The organism is Marininema mesophilum, assembly GCF_900106775.1.
In the GTDB taxonomy this organism is placed as follows: Bacteria; Bacillota; Bacilli; order Thermoactinomycetales; family DSM-45169; genus Marininema; species Marininema mesophilum.
In genome coordinates this window covers 42,672-64,406 of record NZ_FNNQ01000006.1, presented here as the reverse complement: position 1 = coordinate 64,406, position 21,735 = coordinate 42,672, and the positions used below count along the sequence as shown (strand labels likewise).

General features: G+C 44.4%; 18 protein-coding genes and 1 pseudogene. 5 read left to right on the top strand and 14 right to left on the bottom strand.

Annotated elements, in window-relative coordinates:
- Positions 1–219: 219 nt before the first annotated feature.
- From BLV90_RS07235 to BLV90_RS07220, 4 genes are all read left to right on the top strand, one after another.
- Positions 220–831: a DUF5819 family protein gene (locus tag BLV90_RS07235; protein WP_091738532.1), complete on the top strand. Its 612-nt coding sequence runs from the start codon at positions 220–222 to the stop codon at positions 829–831.
- Positions 828–1,808, top strand: coding sequence for an HTTM domain-containing protein (locus BLV90_RS07230; RefSeq protein ID WP_091738529.1), 981 nt, complete (start codon positions 828–830; stop codon positions 1,806–1,808). Before BLV90_RS07235 ends, BLV90_RS07230 begins: the two co-directional genes overlap by 4 nt.
- A 205-nt stretch (positions 1,809–2,013) precedes the next feature.
- A complete protein-coding gene (locus BLV90_RS07225; RefSeq protein WP_342707309.1) occupies positions 2,014–2,937 on the top strand; it encodes a proline dehydrogenase family protein in 924 nt (307 codons plus the stop codon).
- A 114-nt stretch (positions 2,938–3,051) separates the two neighbouring features.
- Positions 3,052–3,804 carry an SDR family NAD(P)-dependent oxidoreductase gene (locus BLV90_RS07220; protein ID WP_091738523.1) on the top strand — a complete coding sequence of 251 codons (753 nt, stop codon included), beginning with the start codon at positions 3,052–3,054 and terminating at the stop codon, positions 3,802–3,804.
- A gap of 77 nt (positions 3,805–3,881) precedes the next feature.
- Here the strand turns inward: BLV90_RS07220 and BLV90_RS07215 are convergent, their stop codons facing one another.
- The 9 genes from BLV90_RS07215 to BLV90_RS07170 form a co-directional block, all read right to left on the bottom strand.
- A complete protein-coding gene (locus tag BLV90_RS07215) occupies positions 3,882–4,427 on the bottom strand; it encodes a cysteine hydrolase family protein (RefSeq protein WP_091738520.1) in 546 nt (181 codons plus the stop codon).
- A gap of 12 nt (positions 4,428–4,439) precedes the next feature.
- Positions 4,440–5,693, bottom strand: a complete 1,254-nt coding sequence (locus BLV90_RS07210; protein ID WP_091738517.1) for a M20/M25/M40 family metallo-hydrolase — start codon at positions 5,691–5,693, stop codon at positions 4,440–4,442.
- Between the two features lie 35 nt (positions 5,694–5,728).
- Positions 5,729–7,690 carry a GNAT family N-acetyltransferase gene (locus BLV90_RS16395; protein WP_218142287.1) on the bottom strand — a complete coding sequence of 654 codons (1,962 nt, stop codon included), beginning with the start codon at positions 7,688–7,690 and terminating at the stop codon, positions 5,729–5,731.
- An 836-nt stretch (positions 7,691–8,526) separates the two neighbouring features.
- Positions 8,527–9,648 (bottom strand): hypothetical protein, encoded by a 1,122-nt coding sequence (locus tag BLV90_RS07195; protein ID WP_091738514.1) that lies wholly within the window; start codon positions 9,646–9,648, stop codon positions 8,527–8,529.
- Positions 9,649–9,750: 102 nt separating this feature from the next.
- Positions 9,751–10,074, bottom strand: a complete 324-nt coding sequence (locus BLV90_RS07190) for a TM2 domain-containing protein (protein WP_177167939.1) — start codon at positions 10,072–10,074, stop codon at positions 9,751–9,753.
- A gap of 208 nt (positions 10,075–10,282) precedes the next feature.
- Entirely contained in the window at positions 10,283–12,058 is a 1,776-nt protein-coding gene (locus BLV90_RS07185; RefSeq protein WP_091738508.1) for an acyl-CoA dehydrogenase family protein, read from the bottom strand.
- Between the two features lie 18 nt (positions 12,059–12,076).
- Positions 12,077–13,258 carry an acetyl-CoA C-acyltransferase gene (locus tag BLV90_RS07180; protein ID WP_091738505.1) on the bottom strand — a complete coding sequence of 394 codons (1,182 nt, stop codon included), beginning with the start codon at positions 13,256–13,258 and terminating at the stop codon, positions 12,077–12,079.
- 46 nt (positions 13,259–13,304) lie between these two features.
- On the bottom strand, positions 13,305–15,710 hold the full coding sequence (locus BLV90_RS07175) for a 3-hydroxyacyl-CoA dehydrogenase/enoyl-CoA hydratase family protein (protein WP_091738502.1): 2,406 nt from the start codon (positions 15,708–15,710) through the stop codon (positions 13,305–13,307).
- Positions 15,711–16,005: 295 nt separating this feature from the next.
- Positions 16,006–16,242 carry a ferredoxin family protein gene (locus BLV90_RS07170; protein WP_091738891.1) on the bottom strand — a complete coding sequence of 79 codons (237 nt, stop codon included), beginning with the start codon at positions 16,240–16,242 and terminating at the stop codon, positions 16,006–16,008.
- A gap of 376 nt (positions 16,243–16,618) precedes the next feature.
- On the opposite strand from BLV90_RS07170, the gene tnpB reads away from it, so the two are divergent.
- Entirely contained in the window at positions 16,619–17,752 is a 1,134-nt protein-coding gene (gene tnpB, locus BLV90_RS07165) for an IS200/IS605 family element RNA-guided endonuclease TnpB (protein ID WP_091738499.1), read from the top strand.
- A 369-nt stretch (positions 17,753–18,121) separates the two neighbouring features.
- On the opposite strand, the gene BLV90_RS07155 is transcribed toward tnpB, so the two are convergent.
- The 5 genes and pseudogenes from BLV90_RS07155 to BLV90_RS07135 all read right to left on the bottom strand — a co-directional run bounded on the left by BLV90_RS07155 (position 18,122) and on the right by BLV90_RS07135 (position 21,715).
- The gene (locus BLV90_RS07155; protein ID WP_091738493.1) at positions 18,122–18,748 is read right to left on the bottom strand and encodes a YIP1 family protein; all 627 of its coding nucleotides are present in this window, start codon (positions 18,746–18,748) and stop codon (positions 18,122–18,124) included.
- 18 nt (positions 18,749–18,766) lie between these two features.
- Positions 18,767–19,507 carry an ABC transporter permease gene (locus BLV90_RS07150; protein ID WP_091738490.1) on the bottom strand — a complete coding sequence of 247 codons (741 nt, stop codon included), beginning with the start codon at positions 19,505–19,507 and terminating at the stop codon, positions 18,767–18,769.
- Between the two features lie 14 nt (positions 19,508–19,521).
- Entirely contained in the window at positions 19,522–20,298 is a 777-nt protein-coding gene (locus tag BLV90_RS07145) for an ABC transporter permease (protein WP_091738486.1), read from the bottom strand.
- Positions 20,298–21,220: pseudogene (locus tag BLV90_RS07140) on the bottom strand (ABC transporter ATP-binding protein). Before BLV90_RS07140 ends, BLV90_RS07145 begins: the two are co-directional and overlap by 1 nt.
- Before the next feature lie 18 nt (positions 21,221–21,238).
- Complete coding sequence (locus BLV90_RS07135; RefSeq protein ID WP_091738484.1) at positions 21,239–21,715, bottom strand: ATP-binding cassette domain-containing protein; 477 nt, start codon at positions 21,713–21,715, stop codon at positions 21,239–21,241.
- Between the last annotated feature and the right edge of the window lie 20 nt (positions 21,716–21,735).

Below are 21,735 nucleotides of genomic sequence, written 5' to 3'. Positions count from 1 at the left end.
TTTTCTCATAATATGTAATTGAAATCGTTTATGTCCATAGACTCTATTCTCAAGGAAACAGGTTACAAAAAGCAACCATAAAGATTACATCCTCATTAAAGTTGGTTTAAAAGTACCCTACGGGACATTACTTGCCCCTGGATGGACAAAACGCCTTTTGCCCCTATTATGGTATGATGAAAAATATACTGCGGAAAAATGGACTATCGAGGTGATCCTATGGAAAAAAGACGTTGGTTCCTCCATATTTGGATTGGATTATTAACCAGTCTTTTTATCCTCCACTTCGCTGTTACTGCCTTCTATCTCACGCCAGATAACGCTTTAAAAACAAAGTGGTGGAAACCTCTTAATCAATATATGGAGCCCCTCTTTTCCCAAAATTGGAAATTATTCGCCCCAAACCCTGTATCACAAAATAAAGATCTATGGGTCAAAGTACGAATCGTCACCCCTGAAGGGAAAACGAAGGAAACAGGGTGGAAAAATATCACGCGCCCTCTCTTTAAAAAGAAACAAGCAGAGCGTCTCTCCTCAGAAGGAAGAGTGATTCGCTATCTGCATGCGGGAATGCGCTCCTTTGAAAATAAAGACACAACCGAACAGAAAAAAGGGGTGTGGATGTTGAGGCGAGCTGCATCAACCGCGATCACCAACCTCTACCCTAACAAAAAAGTCCGTGCAATCAAGATACGAATCGTCACCAACACCTTTCCAGAATTAAAAAAGCGACACCAGCCAGACCGTTCAGGCCCGCTCCATTTCAAGGATACCAAGTGGCTTGATTTCTCTCCAACACCCTCTCCCGTTGCAAAGGAGTGGCCTTCATGAAGCGTTGCGAAAAATTTCTAACCACCCAACATCTACTCATCGGGACAAGTCTTCTACGAATCACGATGGGTTTAGGCATGCTCTACTTTTTCTTTTATCACTTTTCCGAGCGGCATCTGCTCTGGGGTGCCTCTGGTCTATGGCCGACAACTCCCTTCATAGAAGGAGCGAAGACACGGGGCCTGGTAACATTATTTCAACTGACTGACTCGTCCTGGTTCTTAGACATGGTCTATTTTAGTGGGATTATCGTAACCATCCTCTTCATCATCGGGTATCGCACTCGTTTGTTTTCCATTCTTGCCTTCATAATTATCTGGTCCATCTATTTTCGCAACCCCTACGTCACAAATGGGGGGGAAAATATCCTTCGACTCGAAATGTTTTATCTGCTTTTCGCCAATGCGGGAGCCTACTTTTCCATAGACTCCTGGCTAAAGAAACGACGTGGAACTCCCTCTGCACCCAAATTTGCTTCACTACTCCCTTATCAGTCTGTGTTACATAACTTTGCTGTTGCTGCTATCATCGTTCAATTACTCTACATGTATTTCACAGCAGGCATCTATAAAGTAATGGGTCCCATGTGGCAAAATGGTACAGCGGTCTACTACGCGATGCGGGTACAAGATTACGTCTGGCCAGGCGTTAGCGAGAAGGTATGGTCATCGGAAGAGTTTATTCTTCTCCTTACCTACTCTTCCGTTCTCTTTCAAATCGCCTTTCCTTTTCTATTATTGAATCGATATACGAAATATATCGCGCTTCTTGGGGCCATGCTCTTCCATCTTGGTGTAGGCCTCTTGATGAACCTCATGTTATTTTCCTGGTACATGATCAGTTGTGAAATGATCCTGCTGACGGATCGTGATTACCGCTTCATCGGAAATAAACTACGGAAGTTACGTAGAAAAAAAGAGGAGAAGAGGCCTCCCAACGGCCACCATGAGCAAGTGCTTCTCTTGAGTGATAAATGAATATTTCAGCTATACAGTGCATCCTCTCAACATGACTGGTTCATTTCACCAACCACTTTATTTCATGCCCACCATTTTCAGACCATTCCATACAGAAATATATTGTATAATGAAAGCGATTTAATAGGCGCTACCCCTGCCTATTTGAATACTATCCTATTTCATTTTCATTTTTCTCACTAATTCGCATGATTGAGAGGGAAGGATCATGTCCATGGCACGTAAAGCAGTTCTTACTCTATCCTCTAATCCAATCGTTACTCGGCTTGTCTCCAAATATGGAATGAAGCTGGGTGCATCCCGCTTTGTCGCTGGGGAAAATATGGAGGATACCCTTCACAAAGTGAAGGACTTAAACAAGGATGAGCTTCTCGTCACCCTTGATCTACTCGGAGAGAGTATCTATACACGGGAAGAAGCCGTCGTAGCTACTGATGGAGCAGTACGTTCCTTTGATGCCATTCGGCAAAAGGGCGTCACATCCAATGTCTCTGTTAAGCTGACTCAACTGGGTTTAGATATCGATCCCGCCTTCTGTCTTGAGAATATGGATCGAATCGCCGCTAAAGCGAAGGAGACCGAAAACTTTGTCCGGATCGATATGGAGGACTCTCCTCGAATCGATGCGACAATGGATATCTTCCTCACCTTGCTTGAAAAGTATGGTCGGGAACACATCGGTCTTGTGATCCAATCCTACCTCTACCGTTCTCAAGAAGATGTGGATAAACTCGGCGCCCTTAAGGCTAATCTGCGCATCGTTAAAGGGGCATATAAGGAACCCAGAGAAGTTGCCTACCCTGATAAAAAAGATGTGGATGATGCCTACCTTCGCCTAGTAGCCTCCCATTTGAAAAATGGTTGCTATACAGCTATCGCAACCCATGACACAGCAATCATCGATTGGACGAAAAGGTTTGTCAGGGAAAATCATATTCCCGCGGATCTTTTTGAATTTCAGATGCTCTACGGTATTGCTGCCTCTCTGCAATTGGAATTGGTACGTGAGGGCTACAAAGTTCGTGTCTATACTCCTTACGGAAAAGATTGGTATCCTTATTTCTCACGTCGAATTGCAGAACGCCCAGCCAATGCCCTCTTCATACTAAAAAGCCTTTTCCGGAAATAATCCTTTTCTTATATAAACTCTTTTCCTCGCGCTTAACCCACAGGGAACTAGCGCGATTTCTATATGATCCATCTGTAGCCCATCCACGATTTTATTCTATGGAGGTGTCCCTAAATGCCTACCGCACTGATTACCGGTGCATCCGCCGGAATTGGAGAAGCATTCGCCTGTCTACTCGCTGAAAAAAAGCTCCATCTGGTTCTCGTCGCCCGGAGGGAGAAACGTCTACAGAGTATTGCTTCTGAAATTAACACCCGAGGTGGCTCGGCCGAAATCTTAGTTGCCGATCTTGCAACTCCAGAGGGGCTTACTCGAGTTCAAAACTATATCTTAACCCATCCGATTGACTTACTTATTAACAACGCCGGTTTTGGTTTATATGGCCCCACAGCAGAAACGAATCCAGAGAAGGAGGCAGAGATGATTCGGCTCAATGTTGTTGCCCTTACTACGCTCACCCGTGCCGCACTTCCCTCTATGCTAGCAAAAAAATCGGGGCAGATTATCCAAGTAGGATCGCTTGCCTCCTTTTTCCCCACTCCTTATATGACAGGGTATGGGGCAACAAAATCCTTTGTTCTTCACTATAGTGAGGCACTACATAGAGAGGTAAAAGGTAGCGGTGTGACGATTACAGCATTGTGCCCCGGCAGTACGAAGAGTGAGTTTGCAGAACTTACCGGAATCCGCCAGTATCGTCCGATGACAGCGGTGGAGGTGGCGCGTCAGGGGTTACTTGCTAGTGAGCAAGGGAAGTCGTTTATTCTCCCTGGGATGAATAACTGGCTACTCACTTTCTTCTCGCGCTTAATTCCTCGGAACTGGATGGTTGCGATGGTTGCACGAGTGTTTCGTGACCGGAGTTGATCGGATGATCCATTCTTCTAAAACAAAATAAGAGAGGTACTAGACCCGAAGGGTCAGTACCTCTCTTTGAACTACCTTTATTTCGTTACTCCAAGAGAGTTTAATACATCTTCTGTGGAAATAACTTTGGAGAATGTGGCTAGATATTCTGTCGCATGGTCATGATGGGAATCTTCATCGAAGCTATTGGTCTGTTTTGCACGGGAAGCATCGTGGATGAATACCATCTCATAGCCCTTGTGATAGCCTTCGATGATCGTAGAGAGGCAGCACATCGTAGAACCGTAACCAACAATATGAATTATATGGTCTTTCAATCCTTCTAAGAGTTGTTCAAACTCGGAGGCGGAGAAACAGGAGAAATTGTCTTTATGAATCTCTTTCTCTCCTTCTCTTGGTTCAAAGCCGGGTACAAAGTCAGCAAACTCGGAATCCTTTGCAAAGAGATTACTCTCTTGGATATGGCGCACATGGATGATCTCCCAACCATCCTTCCGTGCTTTTTCCAACACACTTTGGATATTGTTCAAAGAAGAATTGATACCATTTAGGAAAAATGGGCGACCCTCGGTCACATATTCACGCTGAACATCAATGACAACCAACGCATTTTTCTTTTCCAAATCGGATCACTCCTATTTTTTTAATACTTTCCCAATCAGGGATAGATTTAGTTTCAACCTCTTTTCATAGTTAGCGGCATCCATAAATTCGTTATTGGTATGCATGCCTCCACCATATGGGCCAAGGCCAACAAGTAGCTTCAATCCAGTAGGGGCGAGGTGGTTTGCATCACTTCCATATCCTACTTGCTTACCGGTTACGGATTGACCTAATTCTTTTCCAGCTTCCTGTGCAAATTTGAATAAATCAGCAGTGGAGGATTCTGTCATCGGCGGCAATTCCGCCAATTGCTTCAATTCCGACTTAGTCCCTTGTTTCAACTTTTTGTTATACACGGTACTATGATCGGTGATTTTTTTAATCCTTTTCGTTGCACGGTCGAGATCTTTCTTACCAAAGAAGCGAATATCCATTTTTATCGTTGCATTTTCACAGACCACATTGGGTTTTGTTCCACCCTGGATCACCCCTGGATTGACAAAGGGACCTTTTTTGTAATCGGTAATGCGAGAAAGTTTTGTGGTTTTGTATGAAGCTTCTGTACAAGCGTCAATCCCACTTTGTGGTTCTAAACCAGCATGGGAAGCTTTCCCGTGTACATCCACTTGAAGCCAGCGTACACCCATATGTGACGTTACCAAGGACCCATCCGGTAGTCCAGGCTCTAGCACTAACCCATATTTTAAGTCCTTTGTAAGGTCTTTAAGGATCGCGTTGGTACCCACGGAGCCCGTCTCTTCATCATCATTGATGATCACGCGAATCTTTCCAGCTAGCTCAGGATCGGTGCGGTTCAACTCATCGACGATGTTTAGCATCATGACGAGTCCACCCTTCATATCTATCACACCGGGGCCAGACAAACGGTTCCCTTCCACTTTAAGCTTATCGAAGGAAGAGTCCTTTGGAAAAACAGTGTCTACATGACCAATTAGCGCTAATTCCGGCTTCGCTCCAGCCTTCTGGAAAGAGACTACTTTCCTACCTTGAGTCCCTTCTTTCACTGTGGACTTAAATCCTAGTTTATCAAATTCCTGGATCATTATCTCGCGATTTTTTTCTGAACCTGCTACATTATCCGTCGATGAATTTTCATCGACGAGCTTTTGCAGAACATTTACCCAGCGAGAATCGATCCCTTCCACCGCAGGAGTTGTATTGTCTTTCGCTTCTATACGTATCACACCAACGATAAACAATCCAAGTACTAACGACAAGCACAGACTCCACACGACTTTTGTATTCCAACCTTGCCATCGCTTCATTGGAATCGACTCCTTTCTAACGTTATCCGTTTCTTTCAACTGACCGTGTTCAACGAATCTTCTTTAAGACGGTCCAAGGACTCTTCCATCGGCCCTGGCTCATCCATGTTTCCTTCAGGACGATTTAAGCGAAGAGGCTCTGTCCCTATCCATTTATCGATTTCGGGACGGGAGGCAAACCCTTGCCCTCCTGCTACCATCTCGATATAGCTATGGTCAGAGAACATAAAGGGATCTCCTACACGTTTAAATCCATACTGCTCATAAAAGCTCTCTAGCCTCGTTTGGGAATGAAGATAGAAACGTCGATACCCTTTCTTTTCCGCAAGTCCCATCATGAACTGAATAAGGTTGTGACCATATCCTCTTCCACGATATTCCTCACGAATTCCTAACCGCTCAAATTTCACAAAACCGCCAAAATACCGAATACGTGCTGTAAGAATTGGCTCATCACCCACGGTTCCTACAATTTGAGTGGCTGTATGATCATTGAGATCAAATTCTTCGCGATAGGGGCATTGTTGACCATGCATATACACAATTCCGCGCACTAAAAAGGACTTGATCCGATCATCTTCAGTTTCTACCACACGAATATTTAGTTTTGCGTTTTCATCAGGTTGGATAGGAGACAAAATAGCCGTTGCACCTTCAACCACTAATCCTGCTGCGGTTTCTACTCCACCTACTCCCTCTAGTTCTTTCTCTATTTCAGGCGTAGGTGTAACTTCCTCAAGTAGACCCTCCTGAATATCATAGAGACGTCCACTGATAAGGATGGATTCATCCCCAGCTGCAAAGGCGGCCAACACCCTTTCCACTGCTTGGGAAGCCATCCCCTTCGCTCCATCCCGAATTGCTGTGGCAGAGACACCATCTACCCGTCGAATCGGGAAAGGAGTGATCCAACCTGATTCGTCATAAATCCGCCGCACCCACATCCCACCAAGGTCACTACCGTGAATGCCATGAATTCGCTTCCCAGGATGAAGGCGACGAATTTCACCCAGGATGCCGTAGAATCCATCTCGTTCATACTGTTCAGGTAGAGACATGATCTCTACTCGATCCGACATCCCTGCCTCTTCTACTGCCCACTCCATCAATTTCTTACGGGTATCAAATTCATAAAAACGATGACCCGTTGGGAAGTAGCGTACATGAACATCCGCCTTATCCGTTGTCTTATAGACACGCATTCCTCGTTCTCTATGATCAAGAACGATTTCACCACTTTTTAGCGCATCCGCGTGCAGCTTAGGAATGACCGTGGAATGGATAATTACCCTCTCTAATCCCCGTTCTTCGATTGCTCGCTGCACAATAGCAAGATGAGTATTATGAATTGGGTTAAAAGTCCCAAAAAAAACACCGATCCCACCCTTACGAGGGAACATTCCCCTCCAATCAGAGGCAATCCCTAGCCCAAACACCAACACGCCAAAAACAATTCCGACAATAATAAATGCAGGTCGCGTCCAACCCAAACCAGCCGCTGCGGCTGCTGTAATCAGAATATTAATAGCAAGACCAGCAGCCACATTTCGGTTGGTTTCCCCAATTTCACGGTTGGCTAGGGCGATAGCTAGATACTGAATTCCTTGAGAGGCAGCGGTAGTTAATATCGCAATGCCCCACACACCACCTAGTGCTCCCGCGTCCTCTGTGCGAACTACTTCCGTAGCCAAGAAGGTGAAGAAGACAGCGAGGTTAAAAACCAACTGTATCATAAAACGGCCAATTCTACCTGGTGTTACGAGAGCCGTTTTAAATGCAAACCACTCATCAACCCGGTTGCTAACCTTAGAGTAATACGGAAGACAGATCCCGATAAATAGACATACACCCAAAAGTCCAGGGTTTAACCAAGCATCCCCAGCAAAGGCGTATGACAAATACATCAGTATTGCCGACAGATATCCCATCCACGTAGATGGGCTAGTTATGTGTGAATAAATCGTTATCCACAACGCTTTACTTTCTTGATTCTTCATAGTCGTCCCTTCCTTTAATGAACTCAAACTCCTTTTTCTCCAATAAACCTAGTCAACAAGAGTCGGCATCTTGGATAGTGACACATTTAAACCTGTTCCTCGTCTCCTATCCATCAATTACCAATACGTACGGTAACATTATAACTCTACTTACTTGTCGAAATTTAGGGAAATTTGTCTTATGAAAAAATTATTTTATCTCAAAAAAACATTAATGGTAAATTCAAAATAGTCAGTTTGGTGATTTTCCAATTTTTTTATTTTTGTTTATTATTTAATTATTTTTAAATCACTTAAATAACATAACTTTGTTTTTATTTGATTTATAATTTGTATAAAAATATGTTTTTTATATTCATCCACAAGCCCCCTATAATTTAGGGGGCCTTGTGGATGAAATAGCAAACGCGCGACGATTGATTCATACGTGTCGGACGACCTGTGATGCTTAGTGGGAATAAATTGATTGTATCGCCTTTAAAAAGGCAATACAGGACAAAGAAGAAGACAAAATCGCGGATAATTTGCCTTACATTGATCGAAATGCGAAGCTATGGGTAGATAATCTATCTACTTGGAGCAAATGGTTTCAAAACAATGGTCTGCTTAAAGGCGAGCTGGATATCACCAAAACTGTAGATACTAATATTTATAAAAAAGCTTTAACAAATTGAGGTAGTTAGGAAATTCCACATGATGCGTTACTTGAACGCGATGGAGCGTATGCACTCCTACATTTCAAGTTCTTTTGAAACGTGATCAACAGTATTGATCTATTAAACAAGCCCACTGCGAGGACAGTGGGCTTGTTTCGCCGTTCTTGAGCTAGAACCCGACTATCCCTCATCATCACAAAGAGAGTGAACAACAACCCCTGTATCTGGTTCCACTCGTGTTGTATATTGGAGCTTCATCTCTTCCCAGCAAGCAGTAACCCTACTAGCTAACTCCTCATACCATGCCTGATCGAGATATCGCCGATCTGTAATGGTATGTACAGTATCATCATCTAGCTCAATCTGGATGAGTGAATCCCAGGATAAAAGAAACACCTTACGATACGGTACCGTCCATCCCTTGTCACCTAGACAGATGAGGCACTCTTTTTCAATACGTAGCTCTTCACATTGTACATCACGTATCCATCGTTCTCCTCCCAGCAAGGGTGTTAGGCCTGTTCGTTCAGCAGCAGCAACTACCTCCCGTGCCCCCTCCACATCATAGGGAAAGTTATATACCATCTCTTCTGTCTCTATACGAATATCTTCTTCTGTTTTATCTAAATGGATATGAATGACGTCGTTCAAGGGGATATGACTGGTTGGCTGACGCCAGTTACGGATTCTAACTTCGTTTTTGCCCACTTCGATATCTCTCCACCAGATCCGCATCGTTACCCAGTAAAAAACGGCGAATACGATAAAGACAAATAATGCCGTTCCCAAATCCATTAATCGTTCCATAACCTTATAAGATGCAAATTCAGGCTCTACGAAAGCCACAATAAGTGACTTCTTTTCCACTACCCAGGCATTAATCGTCTCTCTTTCACGAATACATTTAAGCAGTCGCTTTTCATCATAAGGAAAATATAGAACTTCATAGGTCCCATCCGCTGTCAAAACATCCCCTTCCACGACTCCTAAGGGATGTAACTTCTTTTGTTTGACTTCACCGAAATCTTTTTTCGCATCTTCTGTTCCAATCCAGGTAGCCCCTATCAACAACAGCAGGGTTAACAATAGATAAAGTAGCGGATGACGTTTTCCCCAATGCACCCGCCATACTACAAGGGCTACCACCGGAAAAATCGGAAATATGTACGACTCCCCCAGCCAGAAAAGATAAAAGTGAACGGAATCCCGCCAACCCAGATAAATGGCCACATAGAGCAGAGCCAGGACACAAGGAACGCCCAAATAAATCGCTAAATAACGTCCCATCCATCGTTGGAGCAAGACCTTCACCTCCCAGCGGTCATCCCTTCTAGGAAAGTCAGCCCGACAGAGATAGTCAGCATTACTCCAAAGGAAAGCTGACTCCTTTATCAACAAAGATCTCTAGGCCCGTGCACCCGTAGCCTGCCGTGCCCAACTAGGAATAAGCAACCCATCTATCAACCACCAAAGAGCAAATGGAGCAATTGCAATCCATGGGGAGACACCAAGCCCTTTCAACTGGTAAAAAAACAATCCAAAAGCTAGAAAAAGCGGGCCAAGTAAGGCCATGACGAGTCCGGAGTTCTTTCGTCCAAGATAAAAGCGATGAAAGCCAAAGGTACCGAGGAATAGCCATACGAGATACGCTGTTACTAAACGATCGCGAACATTTTGTTCTGGTGTTTGATGAATCGTTGTCGAACTTGATCGGTAATTAGATGGCATGGGACCCATCTCCTTTTCAATATGGCGTTTGTTAATTAAAAGTTCCTCTTCTCTTCATGATACCCTTTTATGAAGAGTGCGACAAAACCATTCGATTTCTTTCTATAAAGCAATGCACCCCCTAATGTAGGTTGGAACCTGCCCAGGGGGCTCCACTGACTACTTTAAGAGGTGCACACATGTAGCTAGAAGGGTTTATCTTTGTTAATCAGATTACATAACACTCTTCTTCGATGATGCGCTTAGCGATATTTCGCTTCAGCTCAATCTCGTTGATGAGGTCGTAACGAGTTAATTTCTTCAGAATGGAAAGCTGTGTACGCAGGGTGTCTCCTTCTTCCATGGCAGCTAGAATACGCTTCGAACATTGCTCGATGCGTGGGAAAGCTTCATAAACATAAGCGGTGGTGAGTTCCACTTTTGCTTTTGCTTTCTCTTCACCGTCTTTTTCAATCGCTTTTTTAGTACGCAGTAGCGCACTTTCCATCGCGAAGATTTCTATTGCGATGTCTGCAGCGTCAGATAAGATTTCTTGTTGTTTATCGAGCTTCATACCGAACTTCTCAACAGCAAGGCCAGTTCCCATCAGGAAGATGTTTTTGGCATTGGCGATTAGTTCCGCTTCTTTTTCAAGCAGAGCTGGCTCTTCATCAGAGAGAGACGGCATCATCATCATAAGCTCTTCTTGCAAACCACCTAGTTTCTCCATTACAGGTAGTTCGCCCTTCATGGCTTTACGGAGAAGGGTTCCTGGGATCAACAGACGATTGATTTCGTTGGTACCTTCAAAAATCCGGTTAATCCGAGCATCACGGTACATGTTCTCTACTTCATACTCCTGCATGAAGCCGTAACCACCGTGGATCTGTACACCTTGGTCAGCAACGTAGTCAAGCACTTCAGAGCCAAAAATTTTGGTGATGGAGCATTCTACAGCGTACTCAGCGATTGCTTTTGCAGCTGCTGCACCCTCAGCATTTTCCAGGTGGGACATACCTTGTTCGAAGAAGCCACCTGTCCGATAGATTGCGCTCTCCAAAGCATAGGTCTTCGCTGCCATAGTGGCCAGCTTCTCTTGGATCAATGGGAACTGAGAGATCGGGGTGTTAAACTGCTTGCGTTCGTTAGCATACTTCGCGGAAATTTCGATCACCCGCTTGGAGGAACCAAGGGTACCTACACCCAGCTTGTAACGGCCGATGTTTAAGATATTGAAAGCGATTTGGTGACCTTTTCCGATTTCGTAAAGAACGTTTTCAACAGGTACTTGAGCATCATCGAGGATAAGGGTCCGCGTGGAGGAGCCTTTAATCCCCATTTTCTTTTCTTCAGCACCGGTGGATACACCTGGGAAGTCCTTCTCGACGATGAAGCCGGTGAACTTTTCCCCATCAACTTTTGCGTAAACAACAAAAATGTCAGCAAAAGCAGAGTTAGTGATCCATTGTTTGGTACCGTTGAGGATATAGTGCTTACCATCTTCAGAAAGCTTAGCAACGGTTTTAGCACCGAGAGCATCCGAGCCGGAACCTGCTTCAGTTAACGCGTAAGCTGCAAATTTCTCTCCAGATGCAAGAGGTGGGAGGTATTTTTTCTTCTGCTCATCGTTACCGAAGAAAACGATTGGAAGTGTACCGATACCTACGTGAGCACCATGGCTCAATGCGAAGGAACGAGCGACTGCAAATTTTTCGGTGATGAGTGAGGAGCTGATTTTATCCAGTCCAAGACCGCCATATGCTTCTGGTACATCTGCACCAAGGAGACCCAGCTCACCAGCTTGACCGAGTAGTTTCACGGTGTGATCAAAGTTGTGACCTTCGATCTCTTCCAGTACTGGAAGTACTTTATCCTTCGCGAAATCTTCGGTGGTCTTACCAATCATCTTTTGTTCTTCGGTAAACTCCTCAGGGGTGAAGATATCCTGGGGGGAGTGATCTTCGATGAGGTAGCTTCCCCCTTTGATGATGGTTTTCTCAGCCATCTTCTATTCCTCCTTTATTTAAGAGACCATTTCAATGACGCCAGCGGCACCCATACCGCCACCGATACACATCGAAACGAGACCATATTTTCCATTGCGGCGTTTCAATTCGTTCAAGAGAGTTACCGTCAGCTTCGCACCAGAGCAACCTAGCGGGTGGCCGAGAGCGACAGCACCACCATTTACGTTGACGATATCTTGGTTCAGACCCAGGTGGCGGGAAACTTGGATGGCTTGGGAAGCAAAGGCTTCGTTCAGTTCGATCAAGTCGATTTGATCCAATGTGATGCCTGCCTTCTCAAGGGCTTTCGGGATCGCAACGATTGGGCCGATCCCCATTACATCAGGATCAACTCCACCTACACAGAAGGAACGGAAGATCGCAATCGGCTTAATACCGAGCTCATCAGCCTTCTCACGAGACATGACGATGACACCAGCGGCACCATCACTTGTCTGCGAGGAGTTCCCTGCAGTTACAGAGCCACCCACACGGAATGCTGGTTTCAGCTTCGCCAGCGTCTCCATGGAGCCCCCTTTTCGTGGACCTTCGTCGGTATCAAAGATGAATTCTTCTTCTTTAAATTTGCCCTTCTCGTCCACATAGCGCTTTTTCACTTTAATCGGCACGATTTCATCCTTAAACTTGCCTTCCTCAATCGCCTTCAGTGCACGCTGGTGACTTCGTAGGGCAAAAGCATCTTGATCTTCCCGGGATACTTCGTAACGCTTAGCTACTTCCTCCGCGGTGTGACCCATGGACATATATACCTCGGGGGCATTGTCCATCAACCATGGGTTAGGAGCGGGCTTATACCCACCCATTGGGACTTGACTCATACTTTCCACGCCACCAGCGATGACGACATCAGCAAATCCACACATGATTTTCTCAGCAGCGATGGCGATGGACTGTAGGCCAGAAGAACAGAAACGGTTGACGGTAAGACCTGCCGCGGTGTTAGGTAGTCCTGCACGGACAGCAACAACGCGGGCGAGGTTCATCCCCTGCTCCCCTTCCGGGAAGGAACAGCCCAAGATAACATCTTCAATCTCCTTGGGGTCCAGCTGGGGGGCACGCCTCATCAAGTCCTCGATGACGGCGGCACCCAGATCGTCGGGGCGAGTGTCCTTCAGCGTACCGCGAGGAGCTTTCCCAACTGCAGTACGTGCGGCGGCGACGATGACTGCTTCGCGCATGTTCCTCTCCTCCTTCAGTGTTCGTTATGAAAATATTACGCACCGATTAGTTGCGTAGAGGTTTATTGTTAATGAGCATATATTGCATCCGTTGTTGGGTTTTCGGCTCAGCTACAAGGCTAAGGAACGCTTCCCGCTCGATGTCGAGGAGGTATTGCTCATCCACCAGCGTACCCTCCGGCAGATTACCACCAGAGAGAACAAAGGCCAATTTGGTAGCAATCTTGAAGTCATGTTCACTGATATAACCGGATTGGAGAAGATTGTAGGCACCTAGTTTCAAAGTGTTGAAACCTGTTTCCCCAACCACTGCGATCTTCTTCTTATCAGGAGCACGGTAACCTGTTGCAGAGAGGCTGAGCACTTGTTGCTTCGCATCATACAAGAGGTGATCTTCGTTCATGCTGATACCATCGACACCTTCGCGTAGGAATCGATAGCCCTTCGCTTCAACGGCACTTGTGGAAACTTTGGCCATTGCAATGGTTTCAAATACTTTATTAACACGATTCTGGCGGCCGATCTCATCCTTCGGATCCACATCTTCGGTCCAGCGGAGAAGCATCTCTTTGTTACCACCACCACCAGGAATGAGGCCGACACCCGGTTCCACTAGACCCATGTAAGTCTCAGCGGATGCTTGGATGCGGTCTGCTGGCAGAGAAACCTCTACACCGCCACCTAGAGCCATCTTGAAGGGAGCAGCTACTACAGGTTTGTTGAGGTAACGCAGCGAGCCCATGGTTTTTTGAAACTGACGGACCATCAGGTCAAGCTCTGGCCAGTTGTGATCTTGCGCTTCCATGAGCATCAACATCAGGTTGGCACCTACACAGAAGGTTTCTCCTTGATTCCCGATAACTAGGCCACGCCAGTTTTTTTCGGTTTCCTTCACACCGTAGTTGATCATCTGGATAATGTCTGCTGCGATAGCATTTTTCGGAGAATGGAACTCGAGGCAAAGTACATCGTCACCGATATCTACCAAACTTGCACCGCGGTTCGATTTCACCGTCTTCCCTTGTTCTTTTAAACGATCAAGGTTGATTTCACGCTCATCGGCTTCTACCTCTTTGAATTTTCCCCCAAGATGGAATGCTTTGACGCTTTCTGGAGTCTTCTCATAGAAGGAGGTAGCACCCGAAGCAAGGAGTTCTTCCACGATGGATGGAATTGTCTCTCCTTCTTCTCTCATACGAGCAACGGATTTTTCAACCCCGATCTCATCCCATACTTGGAAAGGACCAAGATCCCAGTTGAATCCCCAGCGCATCGCTTTGTCTACGCTTTCAATATCATCAGCGATTTCTGGGATGCGAGCTGCGGAATATAGAAGTACTTTCTTGGTGATGTACCAAGCTAAACGACCCGCAGCATCATCAGCATAGACGAGAGCACGAAACTGTTCCTTCGTGGTTTTTGCCCGTTTGGACATTTCCAAAGAATCCGCTTTCAACTTTCTTCTTGGCCGATATTCCTTTGTCTCGGGGTCAAGAACATGAATTTCCTTTTTGCCCTTCTCCCCTTTGACTTTCTTGAAGAAACCTTGACCACTTTTCGCGCCATACCAACCATTGTCCACCATCTCTTGAAGTAATGCTGGTACTTCGAAGGTTTTCTTCTCTTCTTCATCCTTCACATTCTCACGAACGTTGTTGTACACATGGATGAAGGTATCGAGACCAACAAGATCCAAGGTGCGGAAGGTCGCACTCTTTGGACGACCCATGGCCCGCCCGGTTACGGTATCTACCTCGTCAGGAGCTAGTTTTTCATCCAGCATTTTTTGGAAGGTAACAGCAAGGCCATATACACCGATGCGGTTCGCGATAAAGTTGGGTGTATCCTTCGCTAGGACAACCCCTTTGCCTAGCCGATCCTCAGCAAACGCTTTCATTTCATCTACAATTGCATGATCTGTATCCTTCGTTGGGATCAGCTCAAGCAATTTCATATAACGGGGTGGGTTAAAGAAATGCGTACCCAGGAAGTGAGAACGGAACTCAGTAGAGCAACCTTCCACCATATCATTGATGGAGATCCCCGATGTGTTAGAACTCACGATCATACCTGGTTTCCAAATGGATTCTATCCGACTGAAGAGATCTTGTTTAATCTTGAGATTTTCAACAACTGCCTCGATCACCCAGTCCACTTTCCCTAGGCGATCCAGATCGTCCTCCAGATTTCCAACCTCGATTCGCTCAACGATACTCTTATGAAACAGTGGAGCCGGCTTCTCTTTTAAGAGACGGTCTTTCCCCGTTTGGGCTAAGCGATTACGCACCGCTTTATCCTCCAGGGTAAGGCCCTTCGCCTGTTCCTTATCGTTCAGTTCCCTCGGAACGATATCCAGAAGCAATGTGCGGATACCTGCGTTAGCTAGGTGGCCTGCAATTGCAGCCCCCATCACCCCAGCACCGATCACAGCAACATGTTTGATTCTCGCCAAAGGTCCTTCCTCCTCTCCGATAATCCGCAGGGACAATCACATGAATGAATGGTCATTCATTTAGTAGGTGAAAAAAAATCCTCCTGCTTTCTTTAGGCAACGCTTTTCACTTTGCCGCAACACAGGGAGGTGCTCCAATTCTCTCCAATTCCTTGGAGACGGTTTTACCCGTTCACATATTATTATTTATCTGATGCACTCAGACGTCAAGGGTTCTTGCTCATTTTTTTGTGAACAATCGAAAATAAAACGCACCTCTATTATAACGAAACGGGCGCTATCTGCGCCCGTTCCCTCATTCCTTAAAAAAGTTGGCATTGATTTCAATGTACTGCTTTTCTTCCTCTGGCACCATGTCTTCCTCGTAGATCGCTTCTACCGGACAAACCGGTTCACACGCTCCACACTCGATACAGGTATCAGGATCGATGTAATACATGACTTCATCGCCATGAATACAATCGACTGGACATACTTCCACGCATTCGGCAGCTAATTCATCTTTACAGGTTGAAGTAATAACGAAGGCCAACAATAATGCCCCCCTTTGACAAGTCTATTCGTGGTACGAATTTTTTTAGTACCTATAGTGATGGTATACCCTGAACCCCCATCTGTAAACAGGACCCTTCACCAATACATCTCATTCTCTTTTTACCCACTCGGTTCCTTTTTTCTACGCAAAAATTGTCACGATACGACATTTCCTTCATGCTATAACCTTCACCATAACACTATGTTTCTTTTTTATGGAAAATCCCCCTTTACTTTATAGATTGTGAACGAGAAAACCTAGCCCTTCAGGGCTGGGATGAAAGTGAGCGTCAGACGAGGGAGGGGCTCATTTCCCTTTCGTAAGTTTTGCCATTATCGCATATAATTGGATATAAAGGAGGTGAACCCAACCCATGCACAAAGCGTTTAAATTTCGTTTGTATCCAACGGAGGAACAAGCGATTCTCATAAACAAATCCATTGGATGTAGCCGATTTGTTTTTAACCAATTCTTAGCGAGGTGGAATGAAGCCTATGACAGTACGGGAAAAGGCCTTACCTATAGTGCGTGTTCCTCCCAGTTAACCCACCTAAAAAAAGAGATGGAGTGGTTACAAGAAGTCGATTCTACTTCGCTACAGAACACCTTGAAACACCTAACGGATTCGTTTTCACGCTTCTTCAAAAAGCAGAATAACCGTCCTCGCTTCAAAAGCAAGCGAAACCGTGACCAATCCTACACCAGTCAGTGTAACCATCCGAAAAAGGGGAGACCCACGATCGAGGTGGTAGCCAATCGGATCAAACTTCCGAAACTCGGATGGGTGAAGGTTGCAAAATCCCGTGAAGTAGAAGGGCGGATTCTTTCCGCAACTGTCAGGCGCAATCCCGTGGGCAAGTATTTTGTATCGGTCTTGTGCGAGATCCATCAATGTCCCTATGTGCCCGTAGATAAAGAAAAAGCCGTCGGTGTCGATCTCGGGTTAAAGAACTTTGCGATTCTGACCGATGGAACGAAAATAAAACCATCCCGGTACTTCCGGCAGTACGAAAAGAAGGTAGCGAAAGCACAGCGGATCATGAGCCGACGAACCCAAGGCGGTTCCAATTGGCACAAAGCACGGATCAAGGTTGCCCGTCTCCATGAGAAGATCGTAAACGCTCGCCATGACTTCCTCCATAAACTGTCTTCCAAGCTGATTCGTGAAAACCAAACGATCTGCATCGAAGACCTCTGTGTAAAAAACACGGTGAAGAATCACAAGCTAGCCAACAAATCCATCACAAATGCCTCATGGTCAGAGTTTGTCGCCATGCTTAGCTATAAGGCGACCTGGCACGGAAGAAACGTGGTGAAAATCGGGAAACAGTTCCCTTCCAGCCAGCTATGCTCTTCCTGTGGCTATCGCAACCAAGATGTCAAAAACCTCAATCTTCGGGCTTGGACATGTCCCAGATGTGGTTCCCATCATGACCGTGACATCAATGCATCCAAAAACATCTTGCAAGAAGGCCTTCGCGTTTTTGCGGTCGGGCAGACCGTCTAAGCTTGGATAGGATCTCATCAGTAGATGGGAGCTCCCAAGAATCCCCTGCCTTTCAGGCATGGGATTGTCAAAGAAAGTATGTTAACAAACCATCATCGGCATTGATTCAATCATCATACACATCAACCCACTGTATCACGATGTTTAAAGTGCATCCAGCCTCCGATAAAAAAGAGAAGAAATCCGCCGATGATAACCACCATCAATTGGGTAGAATCTACCTGAAACATCCCCTGTTCCAGGGAATACATGGCCAAAGCAGGTTGTGCCCAGGGATACCAGGGACCGAATTGTTCGGAATTAAATGCAAAGTTCACTTATTGATTTAGGGCGTCTTTGTGAGATTATGATTCTAGATCCTTCTTAGGATTAGCCAACAAGTAGTACAATCGCAATCTCAGCAAAATAAGCTTCCATTGCAATAATGAATGCTTTTTTTCTTGGAACCCCAAACATTTTATGAATTCCAATGGCAATCAATACAAAATGCCAGAGACTAAATAGTTCGATCGCTGTCAATAACCTCTCCTTGGCTGGTTCTAGATCTGTATAGAAAGCCAAACTAGTCATCGGTGAAGCAAAATCTCCTTGCAAGAAAGCAATCGATACAAAGATAAACACATATTTTAAGAGGATGACACTCCACAGATACACATTTAAGACAAACAACTTCTTAAAAGAAAGTCTTTCCTTTACAAAATAAGCGATAAGCTTTTGAAACAACGCAGAGAATAGCAAAGTCATTGGTACGTTGACCAGACCATAAGCTCCAAAGACCATTCCCGCATTTAGAGGCTCAAATATTCCAAACTTCATTTTCTCTAAGGTTCCAGGATCGATATAACCAATACCAAAGAAAATGACTACTTGGAGCAGAGTGATTAACAGAAATGGCAATATAATTTTTTTCGTATGTACAATCTTCTCTAATTCCGAACTCGGAGAAACAATAATCTTACTCCACGAAACTTTTGAGTTAACTTGTAAATTAGTCATCGAACTCTCCTTTATCAATTATCTAATCTCGGATCGTTTAAACTTCCACAGTCCGCCTAGGAAAAAGATAAGAAAGGTAACAAGCAAAGCGACATAAAAGTAAGAAAGTGGCTGAACATACTCGAGACGATCAACAGGTGTCATCGCATATACAGGTTGTGACCAAGGGAAGAATGCTCCAATTTTCGTATTAGAGATAAAGATATTTGGGATGACAAAAATGAAGTTTAAAATGATAGGAATCGAGAAATTATCCCATTGAGTAGAAATCCATAGCTGAATAGCAATCAATGGAACGGTTGCAATCCACCCATTGATCATCATCGTCAAAAAGGTTAACCACGGAATTTCCCCTTGTACTCCCCACATTATACCAAGCAGTAAAAATACAACTAACATAGCCACATTAGTTAAAACAATCAAAATCATAGACCATAACAGCTTCGATACGTAGATATCTGTCCACGAGATCGGGTAAGAAAACATCTGCTTCCATCCACCGCTTAAATATTCAAAGCGACAAAGTAAGCATACATAGACGCTAATCATCACAGGAAGTAACATCATGCCGTATAGAAATTCAACCTGAGTCCAAGCTCCCATCCATCCAAGCATGCCCTCTTTCTTAAATACATCTAGATGACTCATATAATTATTAATCCCAATCATCGAGATGAAGATTGGAACCGATATCATGATCCACCAAACAACAGATCTCCGAATCTTAATCCAATCTACAATAAATATATCCCGGAACATCGAAATCCTCCTTCTTAATCTACCTCTTTATTAGCCAAGTGAAAGGCTCCTGCTACAAACAACACCACACTCATTCCTATACTAATGAAAACCCAATTCCACTCTAGCGTTGGATCCATCGTGATATAAGATGGTTCGGTCATCATATTCAACCCATTAAAAAGAATATGAAATGGTAGAGACCAAGGATTATACTCTAGACCACCTGAGAGGTTAAGCCCATAGATCCCGATAATTGCCCCTATTCCCCCTGCAACGATTGAGACGGCTTGGTTCTTCATCACCATCGATAGCCATAGTTGAACTCCCATTAAAGCAAATGCTGCCAACACAGGAAAAACTGTAAAGGAAAATAATCGATTCCAATTTAATGAATCCTGTGCTCCCATAGCAATACCTATAATTACATATGCAAGCATTAATAGAATTCTAGAGGTAAGAACACCTACAATTAGCCAAAAACATTTGGTCAAGTATAATTGTACACGTGAGACCGGCATAGATAAGATCAACTTCCACGTACGGGCTTGATGTTCCATATTTGCTAGAATTGTGGCTAATAAAGTAACCAGTAAGTGGATCCCCACAAAATCACTATAGTATGTAATCGTCCACATGGAGCTCCAGATCATATAGCCTTTCCCATGCGCTAATTCGGATTGCACTTGATCCCAGTTCATGAGCATAAGACCTAGCTCTAACGTTATTATGAAAAGAGGGAACAAAATGACAAGCCGCCAAAACCAAGCACGTCGCATTTTAATGAGATCAGATGATAAAATGGAGTCCATTACAATTTTCCCTCCTCTTTTGTAAGTTCTAAGAAGATGTCCTCCAATGACGGTTTTCTTTCTTCCAATCGATAAACTTGGAATCCTTTTTCTACTAATAATCGGTTCATATTCCCTGCTACTACTGGGGTCGGGTCTGGTAAGTACAAACACTCATCCTGTATTTCTCTAGTTACTTCAATTCCTTGTCCTCGAAGAAACTCTGTTGCAACATCGGGTTGATCGATTGAGATGTACAAACGTACTTGGCTCTGCTTGCGTAATACATCGATATGATCTTGAAAAATGAGATTTCCTTGATGAATAATGCCTACATCCGTAGCAGTCTGCTCTACTTCATGTAGTAGATGACTAGAGATCAAAACAGTCATTTCATATTTTTTCGGTAATTCTTGAATCATATCTCTGATCTCTCGGATTCCCTCAGGGTCTAAGCCATTAGTTGGTTCATCCAAAATAAGCAATTCAGGATTATTTAATAATGCAATCGCAATTCCAAGTCGTTGCTTCTACCTAATGAGTATTCTTTCACCTTTTTATCCTTGGCATGGGTTAATCGAACCATATCCAGAACTTCCCCAATACGATGTGTATTTTGATCTCTCAGCAAGCGACGGGCTACTTCTAGATTTTCATAACCAGTAAGGTGTCCGTAGTATGAAGGCATCTCTACAAGTGAACCTATTTTCGTGAGAATCGACATTCTTTCCTGTGTTAAATCCTTATTAAAAACTTTTATTTCTCCTTCTGTTGGACGGATCAAGCCTAACAACATTCGAATCGTCGTTGTCTTCCCTGCACCATTAGGTCCTAAAAACCCAAATACTTCACCTTTTCGTACTTTCATATTCAACTGATTGACCACTGCATGACCTTTATATTTTTTGGTCAAGTTAGATGTTTCTACGATAATGTCACTCATTCTAATCACCTCAAATTATTACGTATGTTCTCTTTTATAGACAGGAAGAGTGTAAATCACCATCACCCTATATAAAAAACATATAGAATACTCTTTCAACATCTTTGCATCCGCCACATTTTCCAGACGTACCATTTTCAATACGTGATTCACCCGAGAACGTGTCACACCCAGGATACGACGAGCCACTTCTAAATTCTCACGTCCAGTGAGATGTCCATAATAAGAAGGAGACTCAACTAAGGAACCAACTCTTTGTAAGATCTCTTTCCTCTCTTTTTTTATCGGTTTCCCAAATATCTCAATCTCTCCTGAGGTCGAACGAATTAACCCCAATAGCATGCGAATCGTTGTTGTTTTCCCAGCGCCATTGGGTCCCAGGAAGCCATAGATCTCTCCGCGTTGAATCATCAGATCCACATGGTCGACGGCCGTGTTGTTGTGATAACGACGAGTTAAGCCCATCGTACGTACAATGATATCTGTCTCAGACATCCTCTTCACCTCCAAGGATC